We start from the raw sequence: 17,380 nt of genomic DNA, 5'->3' as shown, positions 1-17,380 counted from the left end.
CCTCATGCTATGCCCGCCGTCGCCCGGCCGCGCTGGTGCGCGCCGGGCGGGCCGCCGGACGGTAGCGTTCGACTCGTGCACTTCGTGATCATGGGCTGCGGCCGGGTCGGCGCGACCCTCGCCCAGTCCCTCGAGTCGAGCGGGCACTCGGTCGCCGTCGTCGACCAGAACCCTGACGCGTTCCGCCGCCTCTCCTCCGAGTTCACCGGGAAGAAGGTCACGGGCGTCGGGTTCGACCGCGACACGCTCGTGCAGGCCGGCATCGAGGACGCGTACGCCTTCGCCGCGGTCTCCGACGGCGACAACTCGAACATCCTCTCCGCGCGCGTCGTGCGCGAGACGTTCGGCGTCGAGAAGGTCGTCGCGCGCATCTACGACCCGCAGCGCGCGGAGATCTACCAGCGCCTCGGCATCCCGACCGTCGCGACCGTGCGGTGGACCGCGGACCAGGTGCTGCGCCGCATGCTGCCGTTCGGCGCGACGGACGAGTACCGCGACCCGTCGGGCCGCGTGCGGCTCGCGCAGGTGGACTTCCACCCCGGCTGGATCGGGCGGACCGTGCGGGCCATCGAGGACGCGACCGGCGCGCGCGTCGCGTTCGTCAGCCGGTTCGGCGACGGGACCGTCGTCACCGAGCGCACCGTCCTGCAGGAGAACGACGTGCTGCACGTGATCATGGAGGACGAGCGCGCGGCCGCCGTCGAGCGCCTGCTCACCCACGCACCGAAGGTCGAGGCCGAGTGATGCGCGTCGTCATCGCGGGAGCGGGCTCGGTCGGCCGCTCGATCGCCCGGGAGCTCCTCAGCCACGACCACGAGGTCATGCTGATCGACAAGCAGCCGGCGGCGATGCGCGTCGCCCAGGTCGCCGAGGCGGACTGGCTGCTCGCGGACGCGTGCGAGCTGTCGTCGCTCGCGGACGCGAAGGTCGACGAGTGCGACGTCATCGTGGCCGCGACGGGCGACGACAAGGTCAACCTCGTCGTGTCCCTGCTCGCGAAGACCGAGTTCGGCGTGCCGCGCACGGTCGCGCGCGTCAACAACCCGAAGAACGAGTGGATGTTCGACGAGTCGTGGGGCGTGGACGTCGCCGTCTCGACGCCGCGCATCATGACGGCGATGGTCGAGGAGGCCGTCGCCGTGGGCGACCTCGTCCGCATCTTCACGTTCCACCAGTCGGGCGCGGACATCCTCGAGGTGACGCTCCCGCCGGGCTCCCCGCTCGTCGGTCGCCGCGTCGGCGCCGTCCCGTGGCCGCCGGACACCGTGCTCGCCGCGATCGTCCGCGGCGCGCGCCCCATCGCGCCCAGCCCGGACGACACGCTGGAGGTCGGCGACGAGCTCCTGCTCGTCACCGGGAGCGAGGCGGACGAGGACGCGCTGCGCCGGCTCCTCGCCGACGCGCCGGACGAGGGGACGGCGACGCCGGACGACGAGCCGCAGCAGGCCGTCGAGTCCCCGGTGCCGGCTCCCGAGGCCGACGACGACGCCCCGCTGCAGGCCCCCGAGGCGACCGACGACGCGCGGTGACGCGCCGTCCGCCGGCGGGTGGTCGCGCTACGCGGCCGGACGGTCCGCGGCGGGACGGTCCGCGACGGCGTGCGGACGACGCACGAGGACCCACGTGAGCCACAGGACGAGCGCCCACAGCGGGATGCCCATGACGAGCCGCGCCGTGCCGAGCCAGCCGACGTCGCCGTCGAGGTACAGCGGCACCTGCACGGCGAGGCGCGCCGCGAACAGGCCGATCCAGAGCCACGTCGCGGCCGTGTAGCGGCGCAGGAGCGCGCGGTCGGACCGCCACGCGCGCGCCCAGCGCGCGAACGCGCCGGGCTCCCCCGGCTCCGCGGCCGCCGTGCCGTCCGGCGACGCCGGATCGCCCGGCTCGCCCTCCGCGCGCGCGTCGTCGGCGGCCGCGGGCGACGTCGTCGCCGCCCCCGCGCCGAAGCCGCTGCGGAAGCCCTCGACGACGAGACCGACGAGCGGCCAGCGCACCAGCACCGAGACGAGGAGCGCGACGAGGTACGCCGCGTTGGTCCACAGCCCCCAGGCGAAGTAGTCCTGCGCCTCACCCGAGCGCCACGCCCAGATCACGCCGATCCCGACGCCGAGCAGCCCGCCGAAGGCCTGGGTCACGGGCGTGCGCTGGACCAGACGGGCCGCGACGGCGACGAGCGCGGCGGCCACGGACGTCCACAGCGCCCACGGAAGGTTCGTCGTCGCGACGTACACGACGACGAACACGAGCCCCGGGGCCACCGACTCGACGAGCCCGCGGACGCCGCCGATCGCGTCCGCGACCGAGAACTCTTGACCGGCGAGCGCCCGGACGCCGCGCGCGCGGCCGTCCTCGGGCGCCGCGACGTCGTCGACGACGGTCTCCGCGACGTCGGCGTCGTGGGCCGCGGACGGCTCGTCGGCGTCGGGACGCTGCGCGGGGCCGCTCGGGTCGCTGCTGGGTGTCATCTCGTGGCGTCCTCGGTGGCTCGGGGTCGGTCGGCCGCGGTCCCGGCGACGGGTCCGGCGCGGCCGCGGCGGACCCGCAGGATCGTACGGCACGGTGCGGCGGGCGCCGCCGCGACGTCACTCCCCCGGCTTGGCGAGGAGCTCGTAGCGCGGGTTGAAGATGGTGCGCCGCCCGTCGACGTCGCACACGAGGCCCTCGACGAGCGCGCGGCGCCCCGGCTCGATCCCCGCGATGCGGCGACGGCCGAGCCATACGAGGTCGACGACGCCGGAGCCGTCGAACAGCTCGACCTCGACCGTCGGGACGCCCTCGCGCGGCCGCAGCACGACCGAGCGCAGGACGCCGGAGATCTTGGCGCGGCGGCGGTTGGGCAGGTCGGAGACGGCCCGGCAGCCCTTCTGCCGCGCCGCCTCGGTGCGCTCCTCGTCCGCGGCCAGCTCCTCCTGGGAGGCGAGCGCCGTGCGCCAGGCGTCGCGCAGCGTGGGGGCCATGTCAGCGGATCTCCGTGATCTCCGGCCCGCGCGTGAGGGGGTCGAACGAGGGCGTCGCAGGGGTTCCGGCGGGAGCAGGCGGCGTCGCGGCCGGGCCCTTGCCCGGCAGGTGCAGCGCGAGCAGGTCGCGCGGGGGGCGCGGGCTCTGGTCGCGGACGACGACGATGTTCGCGAACACCGACTCGAGCAGCCGCGCCTCGGCCGGGTCGACCGCAGCCTTGCCCGTGAGGACGCCGCGCAGGAACCAGCGCGGGCCGTCGACGCCGACGAAGCGCGCGGGCCGCACGCCGGGGCGACCGTCCGGCGTCTGGGCGGGGATGCGTGCGAGCAGCTCACGGCCGAACGGGCCGGGGATGTCGTCGACCGTGCCGCCCTGCTTGGTCACCGAGGCCGCGATCTCGCCCCGGATCTCGTCCCAGATGCCCTCGGTGCGCGGCGCGGCGAACGCCTGCACCTGCAGGCCCGAGCCTGCGACCGCGCACGCGACGCCCGTGATGCGCTGGGTCTTCTTGTCGACCTCCATGCGCAGCTCCATGCCCGGGACGCCCGGCAGCCACACGGCACCGAGGTCGAGGCGCGGGCCGCGCTCGGGGACCTGCGAGGAGTCGAACGGGCCGCGGGCCGGCTTCTCGTCCGCGACCGCGGGTGCGGGCGCGCCGGCGTCGACCTGCTCGGGCGCGGTGCCCGACGGCTCGGGCGACTCGGCCGGCTCGGACGACCTGGAGCGACGGAACAGACCCACGGACGAACTCCTTCACCTGCCCGGCGCTCGGCCGGGACTCCTCACGGGGCGCTCGCCCCGCACTGATTCCACACTAGCCCGCGCGGCGGCGGGTCGGGAGCGCCGGTCAGGGCGCGGGCGTCCAGCCGCCGCTCGACCCGAACCCGCCCTCCCCGCGGTGCGAGCCGGGCAGCCGCTCGGCCTGCACGAACCGCGCCCGCTCGACCTTCTGCACGACGAGCTGCGCGACCCGGTCGCCGCGGCGCAGCACGACGCTCTCGCGCGCGTCGGTGTTGAGCAGCGTCACCTTGATCTCGCCGCGGTACCCGGCGTCGACCGTGCCCGGGGCGTTGACGACGGTGACGCCGTGCTTCGCGGCGAGGCCCGAGCGCGGGTGCACGAACGCCGCGTACCCGTCGGGCAGCGCGATCGACACGCCCGTCGGCACCACGGCGCGCTCCCCCGGCGCGAGCTCGACGTCGACGGTGGTCACGAGGTCCGCGCCCGCGTCGCCCGGGTGGGCGTAGGCGGGCAGCGGGACGTCGTCGAGCAGCGTGATGAGGACGTCGACGTCCCCGGTCGTGGGCTGGTGGTGGTTCGACACCCGCCAGAGCCTAGTGGTCCCGCGGAGGCCGGGCGAGCACGTCGGGCCGCTCCGCGACTGCTGGGATGATGGACCCATGACCGACGCCGCCGACCGCAGCATCCCGTCCTCGACCCCGGCCGCCGCCGGGAACGCCGGCCCGAGCGCGCCGTCGTACCAGGAACGGCTCCTGCCCGGCGTGGGCGGCTGGGCCGCGGCGCTCGGCTTCGCCGCGGTCCTCGGGATCGCGCTGTGGCCCGCGAGCCACGCGATCGCGCTCGGCGTGGGCGCGCTCGCCGCCGCGGCCGGCGTCGTGGCGCTGTGGTGGACGTCGCCGGTCGTCGCGGTCGCCGACGGCGAGCTGCGCGCCGGGCGGGCCCACGTCCCCGTCGCGCTGCTCGGCCAGGTCACGACGCTCGACGCCGAGGCGATGCGCGTCCAGCTCGGACCGCGCCTCGACGCGCGCGCGTACGTGTGCCTGCGCGCGTGGGCGCGCACCGGCGTGCACGTCACGCTCGAGGACCCGCAGGACCCCACGCCGTACTGGCTCGTCTCGACGCGCCACCCGCAGCGCCTCGCCGACGCGCTGCGCGCCGCGCGCGCGGCCTGAACCGCGTCGCCCCGGTCGAGCCGCGGACGACCCCGCGGGGACGACGCCGACCGCCGCAGACGACGACGGCCGCCGCCCCGGGGAGGGGGCGACGGCCGGCAGGGTCGTCGTGCGGTGCGGCTCAGGCGGCGCACTCCGAGCAGATCTGCTGCCCGTTCTTCTCGTACGCGAGCTGGCTGCGGTGGTGCACGAGGAAGCAGCTCGCGCATGTGAACTCGTCCGCCTGACGAGGCAGGACCCGGACGGAGAGCTCCTCGCCGGACAGGTCGGCACCGGGCAGCTCGAAACCTTCCGCCGCCTCGGTCTCGTCCTCGTCAACGACGCCCGAGCTCTTGTCGGAGCGACGAGCCTGGAGCTCCTGGAGCGAGTCCTCGCTGAGCTCCTCTTCACTCTTGCGGGGGGCGTCGTAGTCTGTTGCCATCTGTGGGGTCACTCTCCGGAGTATTCGTCGATCGCGACAGTGCCCGTCCGGACCGCCGGCCAGGGGCCGGTGTGCCGGTCGGCACAGGTGCGGGGCGCGGGGGGCACCCCGTGACGTGGCGTGCGTCGAGGTCGTCGCTGCACGTGCACGCTGATCAATGCGCGGCGCACCGGAATTGTTCCCGGCGGGCCCCCGGATTCTGCACCATTTCGCGAGGCGTTGCACCCCGTACGGCGCACGTCGTGCGGTGTCGTTCGTCACGGGCGAACACGCGCCCGCTCGAGGAGGGCGGGCGGCCCTCGCCGACGCCCCCGCCGGGACCTCAGGAGTCCCTGTCGGCGTCCACGTCCTCGAGGACCCGGACCAGCCGGGCGACCGCCTCGGGCGGTCCGGCGACGACCATCTCGCGGTCCGCCGGACGCCCGCGCAGTCCGGTCACCCGCGCGCCGGCCTCCTGCGCCACGAGCGCGCCCGCCGCCATGTCCCACGGGTTGAGGCCCCGCTCGTAGTAGAGGTCGAGCTCTCCCGTCGCCACGAGGCACAGGTCGATCGCCGCCGAGCCCAGCCGGCGGATGTCGCGCACCTGCGGCAGCACGTCGACGAGCACGCGGGCCTGCGCCCGACGGCGGTCGGCGTCGTACCCGAAGCCCGTCCCGACGAGGCACTGCCCGAGGTCGGTCTCGGCGTTGACGCGCACGGGGCGGCCGTCGAGCGTCGCGCCCGCGCCGAGCCCCGCCGTCCACGTGCGGTCGTCGACGACCGAGTGCACCGCCCCGGCGAGCACCGTCCACTCGCGCGGGTCGGGCGGGCCCACGACGGCCGCGACGGACACCGCGTACGACGCGACGCCGTAGAGGTAGTTGACCGTCCCGTCGACGGGGTCGATCACCCACGTGATCCCGGACGTGCCGGACGACGAGCCCTCCTCCTCGCCGAGGATCGCGTCGTCCGGACGCGCCGCCGCGATCTCGCGCCGCAGGAGGGCCTCGGAGTCCGCGTCCATGCGCGTGACGACGTCCGTCGCGGTCGACTTGGTCGCCGCCACCTCGACCTGGTCGGGGCGGCCGGAGCGCACGAGCTCGCCCGCCTCGCGGGCGAGGCGCTCGGCGAGGTCGCGCAGGTCGGCCACGGTCACGTCGTCGGGCAGGCGGGGGTCGTCGATGAAGAGGCGCACGGCTCACATCCTGCCCGACCCGCGACGCCCCGTGCGACCTTCCCACGGGCCGGGGGCCGCCCAGCCGAGCCGGAGCGAGAGCAGGCGGAAGCCGAGCACGAGCGCGAGGACGCCCGCCTGGGACAGCGGACCGAGCGCGCCGAGCCCCGCGAGCGCGGCCGTCAGCGCGGCGCCCGCGAGCGCCGGGATCGCGTAGAGCTGCTTGTCCTGGAACAGCAGCGGCGCCTCGTTGGTGAGCAGGTCCCGCAGGATGCCGCCACCGACGCCGGTGAGGACGCCGACGAAGACCGCCGCGAGCGGGCCGACCCCGTACTCGAGCCCCTTCATCGTGCCGGACAGGACGAAGAGCGCGAGCGCGCCGGCGTCGAGCACGATGATGCTGCGCCGCAGGCGCTCGAGCCGCGGGTGCCAGAAGAACGTCACCGCGCCGGCGAGGACCGCGGCTGCGACGAGCCGCCAGTCCGAGATCCCGACGGGCGGGATCGCGCCGATGAGGACGTCGCGCAGGAGACCTCCGCCGAGTCCCGCCGCCCACGCGAGGACGAGCACGCCGACGAGGTCGAACCGCTTGCGCACCGCGGCGAGCCCGCCCGACAGCGCCGCGAAGAAGACGCCGGCGAGCTCGAGCGCGTCGCCGGGCACCAGGTCGAGGATCACACCCCGCATCATCCCAGCCGGGCGCGCGACCGCCCGGGAGCCGCGCGCCGAGTCCGCGGCACACCGCGCGTGCTGCGCCGCTCGCGGGTGGGACGATGGCACCCTCGAGACAGCGGTGCGGCGGACGTCACGGTCCGCGGAGCCCGGCGGGCCCCCGGGACGGCCCGCCCGGCGACGGGGACCTCGCGGCACCGCGAGCGCCACCGGGCGCGGCGACACGGGAGGACCCATGGACGAGCTGGAGCTGGTGAGACTGCACGAGGACGGGGAGCACCTCGTCCTGCGCGCGACGGGCGGCGCGCAGTTCACGCTGCCGATCACCGAGGCGCTGCGCGCGGCCGTGCGGCGGGACCGCCCGCACCTCGAGCACCTGCGCGCGGAGGGCGAGCGCAACCTCGCCCCGCGCGAGATCCAGGCGCGGCTGCGGGCCGGCGACACCGTCGAGGCGGTCGCCGAGGTCGCGGGACTGGCCGTCGAGCACGTGCGCCGGTTCGCCGGCCCGGTCGTCGCGGAGCAGGAGTACGTGGTGGAGCGCGTCCGCGGCTCGCGCCCCGGGCACGAGGAGGACTCGCCGACGGTCGGCGAGCTCGTCGCGCAGCGGCTCGCCGCGCGCGACGTCGACCCGGAGTCCGTGGACTGGAGCGCCGCGCGCGAGCACGGCGCGCCGTGGGTCGTGACGGCCGCGTTCGAGGTCGGCTCGGGCAGCCGCGCCGCACGCTGGTCCTACGACCCCGGCACGCGCGTGCTGCAGCCGCTCGACGACGAGGCGCGGTGGCTCGCGGGGACGGACGCCCCGCAGGACCCGACGCCGGGTGCGGTCGCCGTGTTCGACGTCGACGCGACCGGTCGCGGGCGACGCGGCGGGCCGCCGGCCGACGACGGGACGGCCGAGCTGCTCGACGACCTCAGCCAGCGCCGTGGGGTGCGCCCGCGGCGCGCGCCCGGCGGCCCGGTCGAGGTCGAGGGACAGGAGCCGTTCGAGGGCTTCGGGCCGCAGGTCGGGCGCGTGCCGGACGAGCGCGACGACTCCCCCGCGCCGTCGGGCGCGACGGTCGTCCACCTCCCGACGATCCGGCCGCTCGACGACGCCCCGACGGACGCCGCGGCGCCGTCCGGGGGCGACGCCCCGGAGGGGCGCGACGACGTGCCCGCGGAGAGCCGGCCCCGCGACGAGCACCCGTCGGCGTCACGCCCCGCGCCCGACGCCGACGCGCCGCCCGCCGCGGCCGAGCCGCCGCACGCGGGCCGCACGCAGGGCGCGCGCGAGCCGCGCAGGGGGAAGAACCGCTCGCGTGCCAAGGTGCCGAGCTGGGACGAGATCGTGTTCGGGGCGCGCCCGGAGTAGTCGCCGGCTCGGGCCGCGACGGCGGGCGCGAGCCGGTGACTCGCGACGGCCCGGTCGACGGAGCCGTCGGGTGCGGTCAGCGCGGCAGGTCGAGCGCGAGCCCGTCCTGGGTCGCGAGGCGGCGGGCGACGGTCGTCGTCATGCGGCGCATGTGGTGGCGACGGCACAGGACCTCGTAGCCGATCTCGCCCGACCCCGCGTCCACGTCCCCGACGACGACCTGGTCGCCCTCGACGACCATGCGGCCGTCCACGGTGCGGGCGTTGTGGGTCGCGCGCCGCCCGCACCAGCACAGCGACTCGACCTGCAGCACCTCGACCCGGTCGGCGAGCTCGATGAGCCGCGCCGACCCGGGGAACAGGCGCGTGCGGAAGTCGGCCGTGATCCCGAACGCGAACACGTCGATCTCGGTCTCGTCGACGAGCCGGGCGAGCTGCTCGACCTGCGCCGGGGAGTAGAACTGCGCCTCGTCGCACACCAGGTAGTCCACGGGCACGGGCTCGGCCGTGACGAGCGACCAGAAGTCGGTGTCGTCGTCGACCTCGCGCGCGACGACCTCGAGCCCGAGGCGGGACGACAGCCGGTCCGACCCCGCGCGGTCGTTGCGCGAGAAGATCAGCCCGCGGCGCCCGCGTGCCGCGTGGTTGTGGTCCAGCTGGAGCGCGAGGGTGGACTTGCCGCAGTCCATGGTCCCGGAGAAGAAGACGAGCTCGGCCATCGGGGGCGTTCCTTCGCGAGGTCGGTCGGGCGGGGTCGGACGGCGGGTCGGGCGACTCAGGTGGCCGCGACGAGGAGCGGCACGCGCATCTCGCGCTCGGTGAGCGAGCCGTGCACCCCGACGAGGGCGAGCGACGCGGGCGTCTGGGTGCGCGAGTCGACGACCGTGGCGCGGCCGCGCATCGCGACCACGACGTCACCGGCCGCCGCGACCGCGTCCGGGCGCGGGTCGGGCCCGAGCAGGCCGCGCGCGAGCACCTCGTCACGGCCGAGGACGAGCGCGTCCTCGCCCAGCGCGTCGCGCCAGCGCTCGGCGACGGCCTCGGCCTCCCCCGGCTCGGCGTAGACGTGCACCGCGCGCGGCTCACCGCCCACGAGCGCCACGCCCCGCGACAGGACCGGATCGGTCGCGACGTCGCGGCGCAACGCCGGGTCGACGTCGACCATGCCGTGGTCCGCGGTGACGAGCACGAGCGTGCCCGTCGGGACCGACCGGACGAGCCGGGCGAGCTCGCGGTCGAGCGCCTCGAGCTCGTCGCCCCACTGCCAGGACGCGCTGCCGTGGTGGTGGCCCGCCTTGTCCACCTCGCCCCAGTAGACGTACACGAGGCCGGGGCGGGCGAGCGCACGCACCGCGGCGTCGACGCGCGCAGGCAGCCCCTCGCCCGCGGCGTAGGTGCCGCCGCGCAGGGCCGCGAGCGTCATCCCGGACCCGGCGAACCGCGCCGGCCCGGTCGACGTCACGGCGAGCCCGGCCGCGGCGACGCGCTCGAGGACCGGCTGCTCGCGCTGGAGCTCCGCGGGCGGCGGGGCGCCGTCCCACGACACCATGTTCGCGAGGCCACCGGTCACGGGGTTGCGCTGGGTGTACCCGAGCATGCCCGTGCGGCCGGGCGCCGTCCCGGTGCCGAACGCGCCGATCGCGGCGGCGGTCGTGCTGGGGAACGTCGAGGTGAGGGCGCGCGCGTCGGGCAGCAGGGAGCGCAGGAACGGCGCGTGCCCGGCCCGCTCGGCGAGGTTGAGGTGCCCGAGGCCGTCGACGAGCACGACGCACACCCGCTCGGCGCGGGGCAGGTCGAGAGCCGTGCGCGCGCGCTCGCTCGCGACGCCCGTCGCCGTCGTGAAGCGCACGCCGAGCGCGCCCGCCGCGGCGGGGAGCACCGCGGCGAGCCCGCCGTCGCCGTGCTCGGGGGCGAGCAGCCCCACCGGGAGCGCCGGAGCCGCCGGCAGACCGGCCTCGTCCGCGCGTGCCTCGCTCACCGGGCGCTGTGCCTGGCCGTGGCGCGCGAGAGCGCGCGCGCGAAGTCGACCGCCGCGCGGACCGCGTCGCGACCCTCCGCCTCGGCGCTCACGCGCACGACGACGTCGTCGGGGGTGATCTGGCCGGTGAGGCCGTGGTCGGCGTCGCACGCCGGGTCGGGGCACGTGGCCGGCTCGAGGTCGACGCGCGAGACGGCGCCCCAGCCGAGCGCGAGCGTCACCTCGAGCGGGGCGGTCCCCGCGCGGTGCTCGTGCGGCTCCGCGACGACGTGCGTGAGGGACACCGAGCGCACCTCGGCCAGCGGGACCGACTCGGTCGTGGCCGCGGCGGACGCCGACGGGTTCTCGCTGTCGGCGGGGTGGTCGTCCACGTGCGCGGTGACGAGTCGCGTGGGCGTGAGGACGAGCACCGTGAGGTGGCGACGCACCTCGGCCGCGTCGAACGTCGTCTCCGGCAGCACGAGGTGCGAGACGATCTCCTCCCCCGCGACCGCGAGGTCGAGGACGTCCGCGACGAGCTCCGGGTAGTACCCGGCGCGGTGGAGCTGGGTCGTCAGGTCGGTCCAGGCGTTCGATGTTGCTGAGGGCACCCGCGCATTCTCCCATCCGGCGCACCGCCCCGGCCACCTGCCGCGGCGGCGCTGTGGACCGCGGGACGCCGCGCACGGCGGCGTCAGCCGGGCAGCGCGCGCCGGAGCGCGTCGGCACGCTGCGCGTCGGCGAGCGTCACGCGCGCGCTGAGCACGGCGGCGTCGTGCTCGGACACGACGACCGGGTAGAGCTCGAGGCTGCGCACCTCGGGCAGGTCGTCCGCGAGCACGGACACGCGCGCGAGGACGTCCTCGAGCGCGGCCGTCGCGACCGCGTGCGTGCCCATGTACCCGAAGAGCCGCGGCGCGGCCCGCACCGAGCGCACCATCGCCGCGACGTCGACGTCCGTGAGCGGCGGCACCCCGTACGCCACGTCGCCCAGCAGGTCGACGGCGTCGCCCGCGAGGCCGAACGACACCACCGGGCCGAACAGCTGGTCCTCGGTCGAGCGGATCACGCACGCCACGCCCGCGTCCGCCATCGCCTGGATCTCGAACGGCTCGTCCGCGGCGGCGGGCAGCACGGCTGCGAGCGCCTCGCGCATCTGGGCGACGTCGGTGCGCAGCTCGGTCTCGTCCCCGATGTCGAGCCGGACGCCGCCGAGGTCCGCGCGGTGCCGCAGCCCGGCGGCGGTGCTCTTGAGCACGACGGGCCACCCGACCTCGTGCGCGGCCGCGACGGCCTCGTCGGCGGTGCGGACGCGACGCGCCGGCCAGACCCGCACGCCGTAGCACGCGAGGAGCTCCGCGGTCGTGGCCGGGTCGAGCTCGACGGCGTCCTTGTCGCCGAGGGTGCGCTCCACGAGCGCGCGGGCGCGCGCGGCGTCGGTCCCCGCGGGGCGCACGACGGTGCCGTGGTCCGCCTCTCGCCAGCGCGCGTACCGCACGACGGCGCCGAGCGCGGCGACCGCGTCCTCGGGCGTGGAGTACGCGGGGACGCGGCGCAGCCCGTCGGGAGCCGCGTCGTCGGCGGCCGGGGCGGCGAGCTCGTCGGTGAGGCCGTGGAGCCCGAGCATGCTCGCGACCGTCGTGCGCCCCGTGCGCGCCGCCGCGGCGGCGACCGCACGCGACACGTCCTCGCGCCGCGGCCGGGCCACGGGCACCTGGACCACGACGACGACGTCGCACGCGTCGGGCGCGTAGAGGGCGTCGACCGTCGCCGCGACGTCGTCGGCGGACGCGTCCTCGGGCAGGAAGTCCGTGCGGGCGACGACGAGCCCGGCGGACGACGACGCCTCGGCGACGAGGGCCGCGAGCGAGGCGGAGCTCGCGAGGATGCCCACACGGCGGCCGCGCGGGAGCGGCTGGTGCGCGAGGAGCTGGGCGATGTCGATCATGTGGTGCGTGTTCTCGGCGCGGATCACGCCCGACTGGCGCAGCATCTCCTCGAGCGTGCGGCGCGGCGCGCGCGTCGAGCGCACGGCGTGCCCGGGCGGGACGACGTGCCCGGAGCGCCCGGCCGTGACGACGACGACCGGCTTGACCGACGCGAGGCGGCGCGCGATGCGGGAGAACTTGCGCGGGTTGCCGATCGACTCGAGGTACAGGCACACGACCTGGGTCGCGGCGTCGTCCTGCCAGTACTGCATGAGGTCGTTGCCGGAGACGTCGGCCCGGTGCCCCGCGGACAGGAACGACGACACTCCGAGGCCGCGCCGCGCCGTCGTCGCGAGGAGCGTCACGGCCATGGGCGCGGACTGGCTGAACAGGCCCACCACGCCGGGTGCCGGGAGGTCGTCGGCGAGGGTCGCCGCGAGCGCGGGGCGTTCGCGCGCGTCGCCCGTGCGGAGCAGGCCGTAGCTCGCGGGTCCCACGACGCGCAGCCCGGCGGTGTGCGCGACGCGCAGGAGCTCGCGCTGCAGCGCGAGGCCGTCGGGCCCCGTCTCGGCGAACCCGGCGGAGAGCACGACGACGCCGCGCACCCCGAGGCGGGCGAGCTGGCGGACCGCGTCGATCGCGTCGGGCGGGGGCAGCGCCACGACGGCGAGCTCGACCGGGCCGGGGACGTCGGCGAGGCGCGCGTGCTCGTGCGGCCCGGCGCCGTCGTGGGCCGGGAGCGGCGCGTCCGCGGCGTCCTCGTCGGGGGGCACGCCCACGACGTGCACGGTGACGTCGTGGCTGCGCACGAGCGCCGCGAGCGCGCGCCGGGCGAGGACTCGGTCGAGGGCCTCGCCCGGACGGTCGGGCGCGTCGCGGCGCGGCGCTCCGGGCCCGACGAGGACGACGCTCGTCGCACCGAGGAGACCCTGCATGCTCCGGGCCTCGGCGCGGTGCTCGCGGTCCGCCATGACGGCGCGCGACCGCTCCGTGGGGTCGAGGTCGACGCTCACCTGCACGAAGCCGTCGTCCATCTGCTGGTGCACGTCGTACCCGGCCTCGCGGAACACCGCGAGCATCTTGCCGTTCTGCGGGAGCACCTCCGCGGTGAAGCGGCGGACGCCGCGCTCGCGCGCCGCGGCGGCGACGTGCTCGAGCAGCACGGACCCGAGCCCGCGGCCCTGCGCGGAGTCCGCGATGTTGAACGCGACCTCGGCCTCCGCGGGCCCGGTGCGGTCGAAGCGCGCGACGCCGATGATGTCCTCGTCCGCGTCACCGGGGGCCGCGTCGGGGGCGCCGTCGCGTGGCCGGACCGCGACGAGCGCGACGCGGTCGGCGTGGTCCACGTGCGTGAAGCGCTCGAGGTCGCGCTCGGACAGCCGCTCCATGGGGGCGAAGAAGCGCAGGTACGTCGAGCGCTCGGACTGGCCGACGTGGAAGCGCTGGAGCGCGTCGGCGTCCTCGGGGCGGATCGGGCGCACGTGGGTCGTCGTCCCGTCGCGCAGCACGACGTCGGCCTCCCACTCCACCGGGTACGTGTCCGGGCCCTGCCCGGCTGCGCCGCCGTCGCTCACGTGCCCAGGCTATGCGGTGCGACGCGCCGTGCGCCTGCGCCACCCCGCCCCGACGGGGGAGGACAATGGTCCCGGCAGCCGTGGTGAGTCGGTGTGTCGGCGCCGTGGCGTACCCTCGCGTGCGGCACGCACCCGCAGCACGTCACCGCCGGCCGCCACCGGCACGAAGCAGCGCCCTCCGGGCGCACCGAACGGCAGGAGCCCGCAGGCACATGGCGCGCAAGTCCTCGACCCCCTCGATCGACCCGGCCGAGGTGAACGAGAAGATCGTCGACGTCGACGTCCAGGCGGAGATGGAGACGTCGTTCCTCGAGTACGCCTACTCCGTCATCTACTCCCGCGCCCTGCCCGACGCGCGCGACGGCCTCAAGCCCGTCCAGCGCCGCATCCTCTACATGATGGCCGACATGGGCCTGCGCCCCGACCGCGCGCACGTGAAGTCCGCGCGCGTCGTCGGGGAGGTCATGGGCAAGCTCCACCCGCACGGCGACGCCGCGATCTACGACGCGCTCGTGCGCCTCGCGCAGGACTTCTCGCTGCGGCTGCCCCTCGTCGACGGGCACGGGAACTTCGGCACGCTCGACGACGGTCCCGCCGCCTCGCGGTACACCGAGGCGCGCCTCGCGCCGCCGTCGCTCGCGATGACCGCGGGCCTCGACGAGGACGTCGTCGACTTCGTCCCGAACTACGACAACAAGCTGCAGCAGCCGGACGTGCTGCCCGCCGCGATCCCCAACCTCCTCGTCAACGGGGCGTCGGGCATCGCCGTCGGCATGGCGACGAACATGGCGCCGCACAACCTCGTCGAGGTCGTCGCCGCGGCGCGCCACCTCGTCGCGCACCCGGACGCCGACCTCGACGCGCTCATGCGCTTCGTCCCCGGCCCGGACCTGCCCACGGGCGGCAAGATCGTCGGCCTCGACGGCGTGCGCGACGCCTACCGCACGGGCCGCGGCACGTTCCGCACGCGCGCGACCGCGCGCGTGGAGAACCTCACGCCGCGGCGCAAGGGCATCGTCATCACCGAGCTGCCGTACCTCGTCGGCCCCGAGAAGGTGATCGAGAAGATCGCCGAGGGCGTGAAGTCGAAGAAGATCCAGGGCATCACCGCCGCGACCGACCTCACGGACCGCGAGCACGGCCTGCGGATCGTCGTCGAGGTGAAGACGGGGTTCAACCCCGAGGCGGTCCTCGAGCAGCTCTACAAGTACACGCCGCTCGAGGACTCGTTCGGCATGAACAACGTCGCGCTCGTGGACGGCCAGCCCCGCACGCTCGGCCTGCGCGAGATGCTGTCCGTCTGGGTCGACCACCGGATCGACGTCGTGCGCCGCCGCTCGGCCTACCGGCTGCGCAAGCGGTCCGAGCGCCTGCACCTCGTCGACGGCCTGCTCGTCGCGATCGTCGACATCGACGAGGTCATCGAGGTCATCCGCTCGTCCGACGACGCCGCGACGGCGCGCGCCCGCCTGCAGACGGTGTTCGACCTCTCCGAGCCGCAGGCCGACTACATCCTCGAGCTGCAGCTGCGCCGCCTCACGAAGTTCTCGCGCATCGAGCTCGAGAAGGAGCAGGAGACGCTGCGGCGCGAGATCGAGGAGCTCCAGGAGATCCTCGGCAGCGACGCGCGGCTGCGGGCCGTGGTGTCCGCCGAGATGGCCGACGTCGCGAAGACGTACGGCACGCCGCGCCGCACGATCCTCCTCGAGTCGGCGGGCGCCGCCCCGACGACGACCTCGGCCGTGCCGCTCGAGGTCGCGGACACGCCGTGCTGGGCGCTGTTCTCCGCGACGGGGCTGCTCGCGCGCACGAGCGACGAGACGGAGCCCGCCCGGACCGGGCCGCGCGCCGCGCACGACGTGCTGCGCGCCGCTGTCCGCACGACGGCGCGCGGCGAGGTCGGCCTCGTCACGAGCCGCGGGCGCATGGTCCGCGTGTCCGTGCTCGACCTGCCCGCGCTGCCCCCGACGGACAGCGCGCCGAGCCTGTCCGGCGGCGTCCCGCTCAGCGAGGTCGTCGCGCTCGAGCCCGGCGAGGAGGCCGTGACGATCGCGTCGATCGCCGCCGACGCTCCCCCGCTCGCGCTCGGCACCGCCCAGGGCGTCGTCAAGCGCGTGACGCCCGGCGACCCGCCCGCGAACCGTGACGACTGGGAGATCATCGGGCTCAAGGACGGCGACACGGTCGTCGGCGCGGCACCCGCCACCGACGCGGACGAGCTCGTGTTCGTCAGCAGCGACGCGTCCCTCCTGCACTTCGACGCCTCGGCCGTGCGCCCGCAGGGCCGGCCCGCGGGCGGCATGGCGGGCATCCGCCTCGCGCCGGGTCACCGCGTGGCGTTCTTCGGGGTCGTGCCGGCGGACGTCCGTGACCTCGGGGTCGTCGTGACGATCGCCGGGTCGTCGACCGCGCTGCCCGGCACGCAGACCGGCGCCGGCAAGGTCACCCCGTACGAGCTGTACCCGGGCAAGGGTCGCGGCACCGGCGGCGTCCGGGCACAGCGGTTCCTCAAGGGCGAGGACGCGCTCATCCTCGCCTGGGTCGGCCAGGGTCCGGCGCGCGCGACGGGCTCCGGCGGCCAGGCCGTGGACCTGCCCTCGGTCGACCAGCGCCGCGACGGGTCGGGCACGCCGCTCGCGTCGCCGGTCACCGCGGTCGGCTAGCCCTCCCGCCGCCGCGCACGGTCCCGCCCGCTCTCGACCCTGCGAGCCACGACCGCCCCTCCTGGACGACGCGTGCGAGCGTCACGTCGACGCCCAGGCGGGTTCTCCTTCCGCAGCGGCGACCGACTCCCGGCGCTCACGACGCAGCACTCCCAGAACGAGGAGCACCTGGCCGGAGACGTAGGTGAGCATGACCCAGAACCCGTGGGCGGGCAGGTCGTACCAGGGCGCGAAGGCGTGGAGCGCGATGAGCGCGTCCGAGACGAGGAAGACGGCGCCGCCGACACCGGCGAGGCGGTCCACGCCGGTCGACGTGACCGCCGTCGCGACGAGAGCCACGCCGTAGACGAGCACCGGGACGAGCAGAGACCCGGCGCCCGGCGCGCACGCGACGACCAGCGCGACGAGGGCGAGCGCGTACGGCGCGAGGGCGAGCGGGCGGCGGAGCACGGAGCCTGCGCGGAACGGCCAGAACGCGAGCGTGTACGTGACCTGGGCGCAGAGAAAGAAGCCCACCATGACGAGGAACGCGGCGTCGCCGTCGGCGAGGTCGGGTGCGGCGTCCCCGAGCCACGAGAAGCCGAGCGCGACGAGCACGAGCCGGACGAGCCGCGAGCGCCGCGCACCGCCCGGGGAGGGTCGCGTCGCGAGCCACAGGCAGCCCGCGAGCAGGGGCATGAGGAACCACTGCGTCGTGTCGGCGAGCACCGGGGGCCCGGTGAGGTGCGCGACGAGGTGGACGAGGGTGAGCAGGGCGAGCGCGCCCCACGCGGCGGGCATGGGCGTCGTGA

17 protein-coding genes are annotated in these 17,380 nt (G+C 76.1%); 5 read left to right on the top strand and 12 right to left on the bottom strand.

The genetic code is table 11. The annotated features are described in order from the left end of the window. Window positions 1-90: 90 nt before the first annotated feature. Window positions 91-744, top strand: coding sequence for a potassium channel family protein (locus GJV82_RS08720; protein ID WP_024839526.1), 654 nt, complete (start codon window positions 91-93; stop codon window positions 742-744). Next, window positions 744-1,529, top strand: coding sequence for a potassium channel family protein (locus tag GJV82_RS08715; protein WP_024839525.1), 786 nt, complete (start codon window positions 744-746; stop codon window positions 1,527-1,529). The genes GJV82_RS08720 and GJV82_RS08715 overlap by 1 nt, the downstream gene beginning before the upstream one ends. Before the next feature lie 27 nt (window positions 1,530-1,556). Here the strand turns inward: GJV82_RS08715 and GJV82_RS08710 are convergent, their stop codons facing one another. The 4 genes from GJV82_RS08710 to dut form a co-directional block, all read right to left on the bottom strand. Continuing rightward, window positions 1,557-2,465, bottom strand: a complete 909-nt coding sequence (locus GJV82_RS08710) for a DUF3159 domain-containing protein (protein ID WP_115942458.1) — start codon at window positions 2,463-2,465, stop codon at window positions 1,557-1,559. Between the two features lie 117 nt (window positions 2,466-2,582). Beyond that, window positions 2,583-2,957 carry an OB-fold nucleic acid binding domain-containing protein gene (locus GJV82_RS08705; protein WP_024839523.1) on the bottom strand — a complete coding sequence of 125 codons (375 nt, stop codon included), beginning with the start codon at window positions 2,955-2,957 and terminating at the stop codon, window positions 2,583-2,585. Between the two features lies 1 nt (window position 2,958). Beyond that, the gene (locus GJV82_RS08700; protein WP_115942457.1) at window positions 2,959-3,699 is read right to left on the bottom strand and encodes a DUF3710 domain-containing protein; all 741 of its coding nucleotides are present in this window, start codon (window positions 3,697-3,699) and stop codon (window positions 2,959-2,961) included. Between the two features lie 106 nt (window positions 3,700-3,805). Next, window positions 3,806-4,282, bottom strand: coding sequence for a dUTP diphosphatase (dut, locus tag GJV82_RS08695; RefSeq protein WP_318657448.1), 477 nt, complete (start codon window positions 4,280-4,282; stop codon window positions 3,806-3,808). 76 nt (window positions 4,283-4,358) lie between these two features. Here dut and GJV82_RS08690 point away from each other — a divergent pair, with 76 nt between their 5' ends. Beyond that, window positions 4,359-4,871, top strand: coding sequence for a DUF3093 domain-containing protein (locus GJV82_RS08690; protein ID WP_115942455.1), 513 nt, complete (start codon window positions 4,359-4,361; stop codon window positions 4,869-4,871). 121 nt (window positions 4,872-4,992) lie between these two features. Here the strand turns inward: GJV82_RS08690 and GJV82_RS08685 are convergent, their stop codons facing one another. The 3 genes from GJV82_RS08685 to GJV82_RS08675 form a co-directional block, all read right to left on the bottom strand. Beyond that, on the bottom strand, window positions 4,993-5,292 hold the full coding sequence (locus GJV82_RS08685) for a DUF4193 domain-containing protein (protein ID WP_021483601.1): 300 nt from the start codon (window positions 5,290-5,292) through the stop codon (window positions 4,993-4,995). Window positions 5,293-5,614: 322 nt separating this feature from the next. Continuing rightward, window positions 5,615-6,466: an inositol monophosphatase family protein gene (locus GJV82_RS08680; protein ID WP_231492795.1), complete on the bottom strand. Its 852-nt coding sequence runs from the start codon at window positions 6,464-6,466 to the stop codon at window positions 5,615-5,617. Window positions 6,467-6,469: 3 nt separating this feature from the next. Continuing rightward, window positions 6,470-7,123: a trimeric intracellular cation channel family protein gene (locus GJV82_RS08675; protein WP_024839518.1), complete on the bottom strand. Its 654-nt coding sequence runs from the start codon at window positions 7,121-7,123 to the stop codon at window positions 6,470-6,472. A 229-nt stretch (window positions 7,124-7,352) separates the two neighbouring features. Between GJV82_RS08675 and sepH the strand changes: the two genes are divergently transcribed. Continuing rightward, window positions 7,353-8,468 carry a septation protein SepH gene (gene sepH / locus GJV82_RS08670; RefSeq protein ID WP_024839517.1) on the top strand — a complete coding sequence of 372 codons (1,116 nt, stop codon included), beginning with the start codon at window positions 7,353-7,355 and terminating at the stop codon, window positions 8,466-8,468. 76 nt (window positions 8,469-8,544) lie between these two features. On the opposite strand, the gene GJV82_RS08665 is transcribed toward sepH, so the two are convergent. The 4 genes from GJV82_RS08665 to GJV82_RS08650 all read right to left on the bottom strand — a co-directional run bounded on the left by GJV82_RS08665 (window position 8,545) and on the right by GJV82_RS08650 (window position 13,926). Next, entirely contained in the window at window positions 8,545-9,186 is a 642-nt protein-coding gene (locus tag GJV82_RS08665) for a thymidine kinase (protein ID WP_024839516.1), read from the bottom strand. Between the two features lie 56 nt (window positions 9,187-9,242). Then, a complete protein-coding gene (locus GJV82_RS08660) occupies window positions 9,243-10,445 on the bottom strand; it encodes an alkaline phosphatase family protein (RefSeq protein ID WP_318657447.1) in 1,203 nt (400 codons plus the stop codon). Then, entirely contained in the window at window positions 10,442-11,035 is a 594-nt protein-coding gene (locus tag GJV82_RS08655; RefSeq protein WP_024839514.1) for a DUF5998 family protein, read from the bottom strand. The genes GJV82_RS08660 and GJV82_RS08655 overlap by 4 nt, the downstream gene beginning before the upstream one ends. Before the next feature lie 83 nt (window positions 11,036-11,118). Continuing rightward, window positions 11,119-13,926, bottom strand: a complete 2,808-nt coding sequence (locus tag GJV82_RS08650; RefSeq protein ID WP_318657446.1) for a GNAT family N-acetyltransferase — start codon at window positions 13,924-13,926, stop codon at window positions 11,119-11,121. Window positions 13,927-14,138: 212 nt separating this feature from the next. On the opposite strand from GJV82_RS08650, the gene GJV82_RS08645 reads away from it, so the two are divergent. Next, window positions 14,139-16,589: a DNA gyrase/topoisomerase IV subunit A gene (locus GJV82_RS08645; RefSeq protein ID WP_155098929.1), complete on the top strand. Its 2,451-nt coding sequence runs from the start codon at window positions 14,139-14,141 to the stop codon at window positions 16,587-16,589. Between the two features lie 81 nt (window positions 16,590-16,670). On the opposite strand, the gene GJV82_RS08640 is transcribed toward GJV82_RS08645, so the two are convergent. Next, window positions 16,671-17,369, bottom strand: a complete 699-nt coding sequence (locus GJV82_RS08640; RefSeq protein WP_155098928.1) for a lysoplasmalogenase — start codon at window positions 17,367-17,369, stop codon at window positions 16,671-16,673. Between the last annotated feature and the right edge of the window lie 11 nt (window positions 17,370-17,380).

Origin of the sequence: Cellulosimicrobium composti, assembly GCF_009711085.1 — a bacterium.
GTDB lineage: Bacteria > Actinomycetota > Actinomycetes > Actinomycetales > Cellulomonadaceae > Cellulosimicrobium > Cellulosimicrobium composti.
This window is presented reverse-complemented; position numbering and strand designations above follow the sequence as displayed.

What these genes read in the sequence shown, in the direction of transcription:
- GJV82_RS08720 (WP_024839526.1), top strand. Translation starts at nt 91, where the DNA reads ATGGGCTGCGGCCGGGTCGGCGCGACCCTCGCCCAGTCCCTCGAGTCG.
- GJV82_RS08715 (WP_024839525.1), top strand. Translation starts at nt 744, where the DNA reads ATGCGCGTCGTCATCGCGGGAGCGGGCTCGGTCGGCCGCTCGATCGCC.
- GJV82_RS08710 (WP_115942458.1), bottom strand. Translation starts at nt 2,465, where the DNA reads ATGACACCCAGCAGCGACCCGAGCGGCCCCGCGCAGCGTCCCGACGCC.
- GJV82_RS08705 (WP_024839523.1), bottom strand. Translation starts at nt 2,957, where the DNA reads ATGGCCCCCACGCTGCGCGACGCCTGGCGCACGGCGCTCGCCTCCCAG.
- GJV82_RS08690 (WP_115942455.1), top strand. Translation starts at nt 4,359, where the DNA reads ATGACCGACGCCGCCGACCGCAGCATCCCGTCCTCGACCCCGGCCGCC.
- GJV82_RS08685 (WP_021483601.1), bottom strand. Translation starts at nt 5,292, where the DNA reads ATGGCAACAGACTACGACGCCCCCCGCAAGAGTGAAGAGGAGCTCAGC.
- sepH (WP_024839517.1), top strand. Translation starts at nt 7,353, where the DNA reads ATGGACGAGCTGGAGCTGGTGAGACTGCACGAGGACGGGGAGCACCTC.
- GJV82_RS08665 (WP_024839516.1), bottom strand. Translation starts at nt 9,186, where the DNA reads ATGGCCGAGCTCGTCTTCTTCTCCGGGACCATGGACTGCGGCAAGTCC.
- GJV82_RS08645 (WP_155098929.1), top strand. Translation starts at nt 14,139, where the DNA reads ATGGCGCGCAAGTCCTCGACCCCCTCGATCGACCCGGCCGAGGTGAAC.
- GJV82_RS08640 (WP_155098928.1), bottom strand. Translation starts at nt 17,369, where the DNA reads ATGCCCGCCGCGTGGGGCGCGCTCGCCCTGCTCACCCTCGTCCACCTC.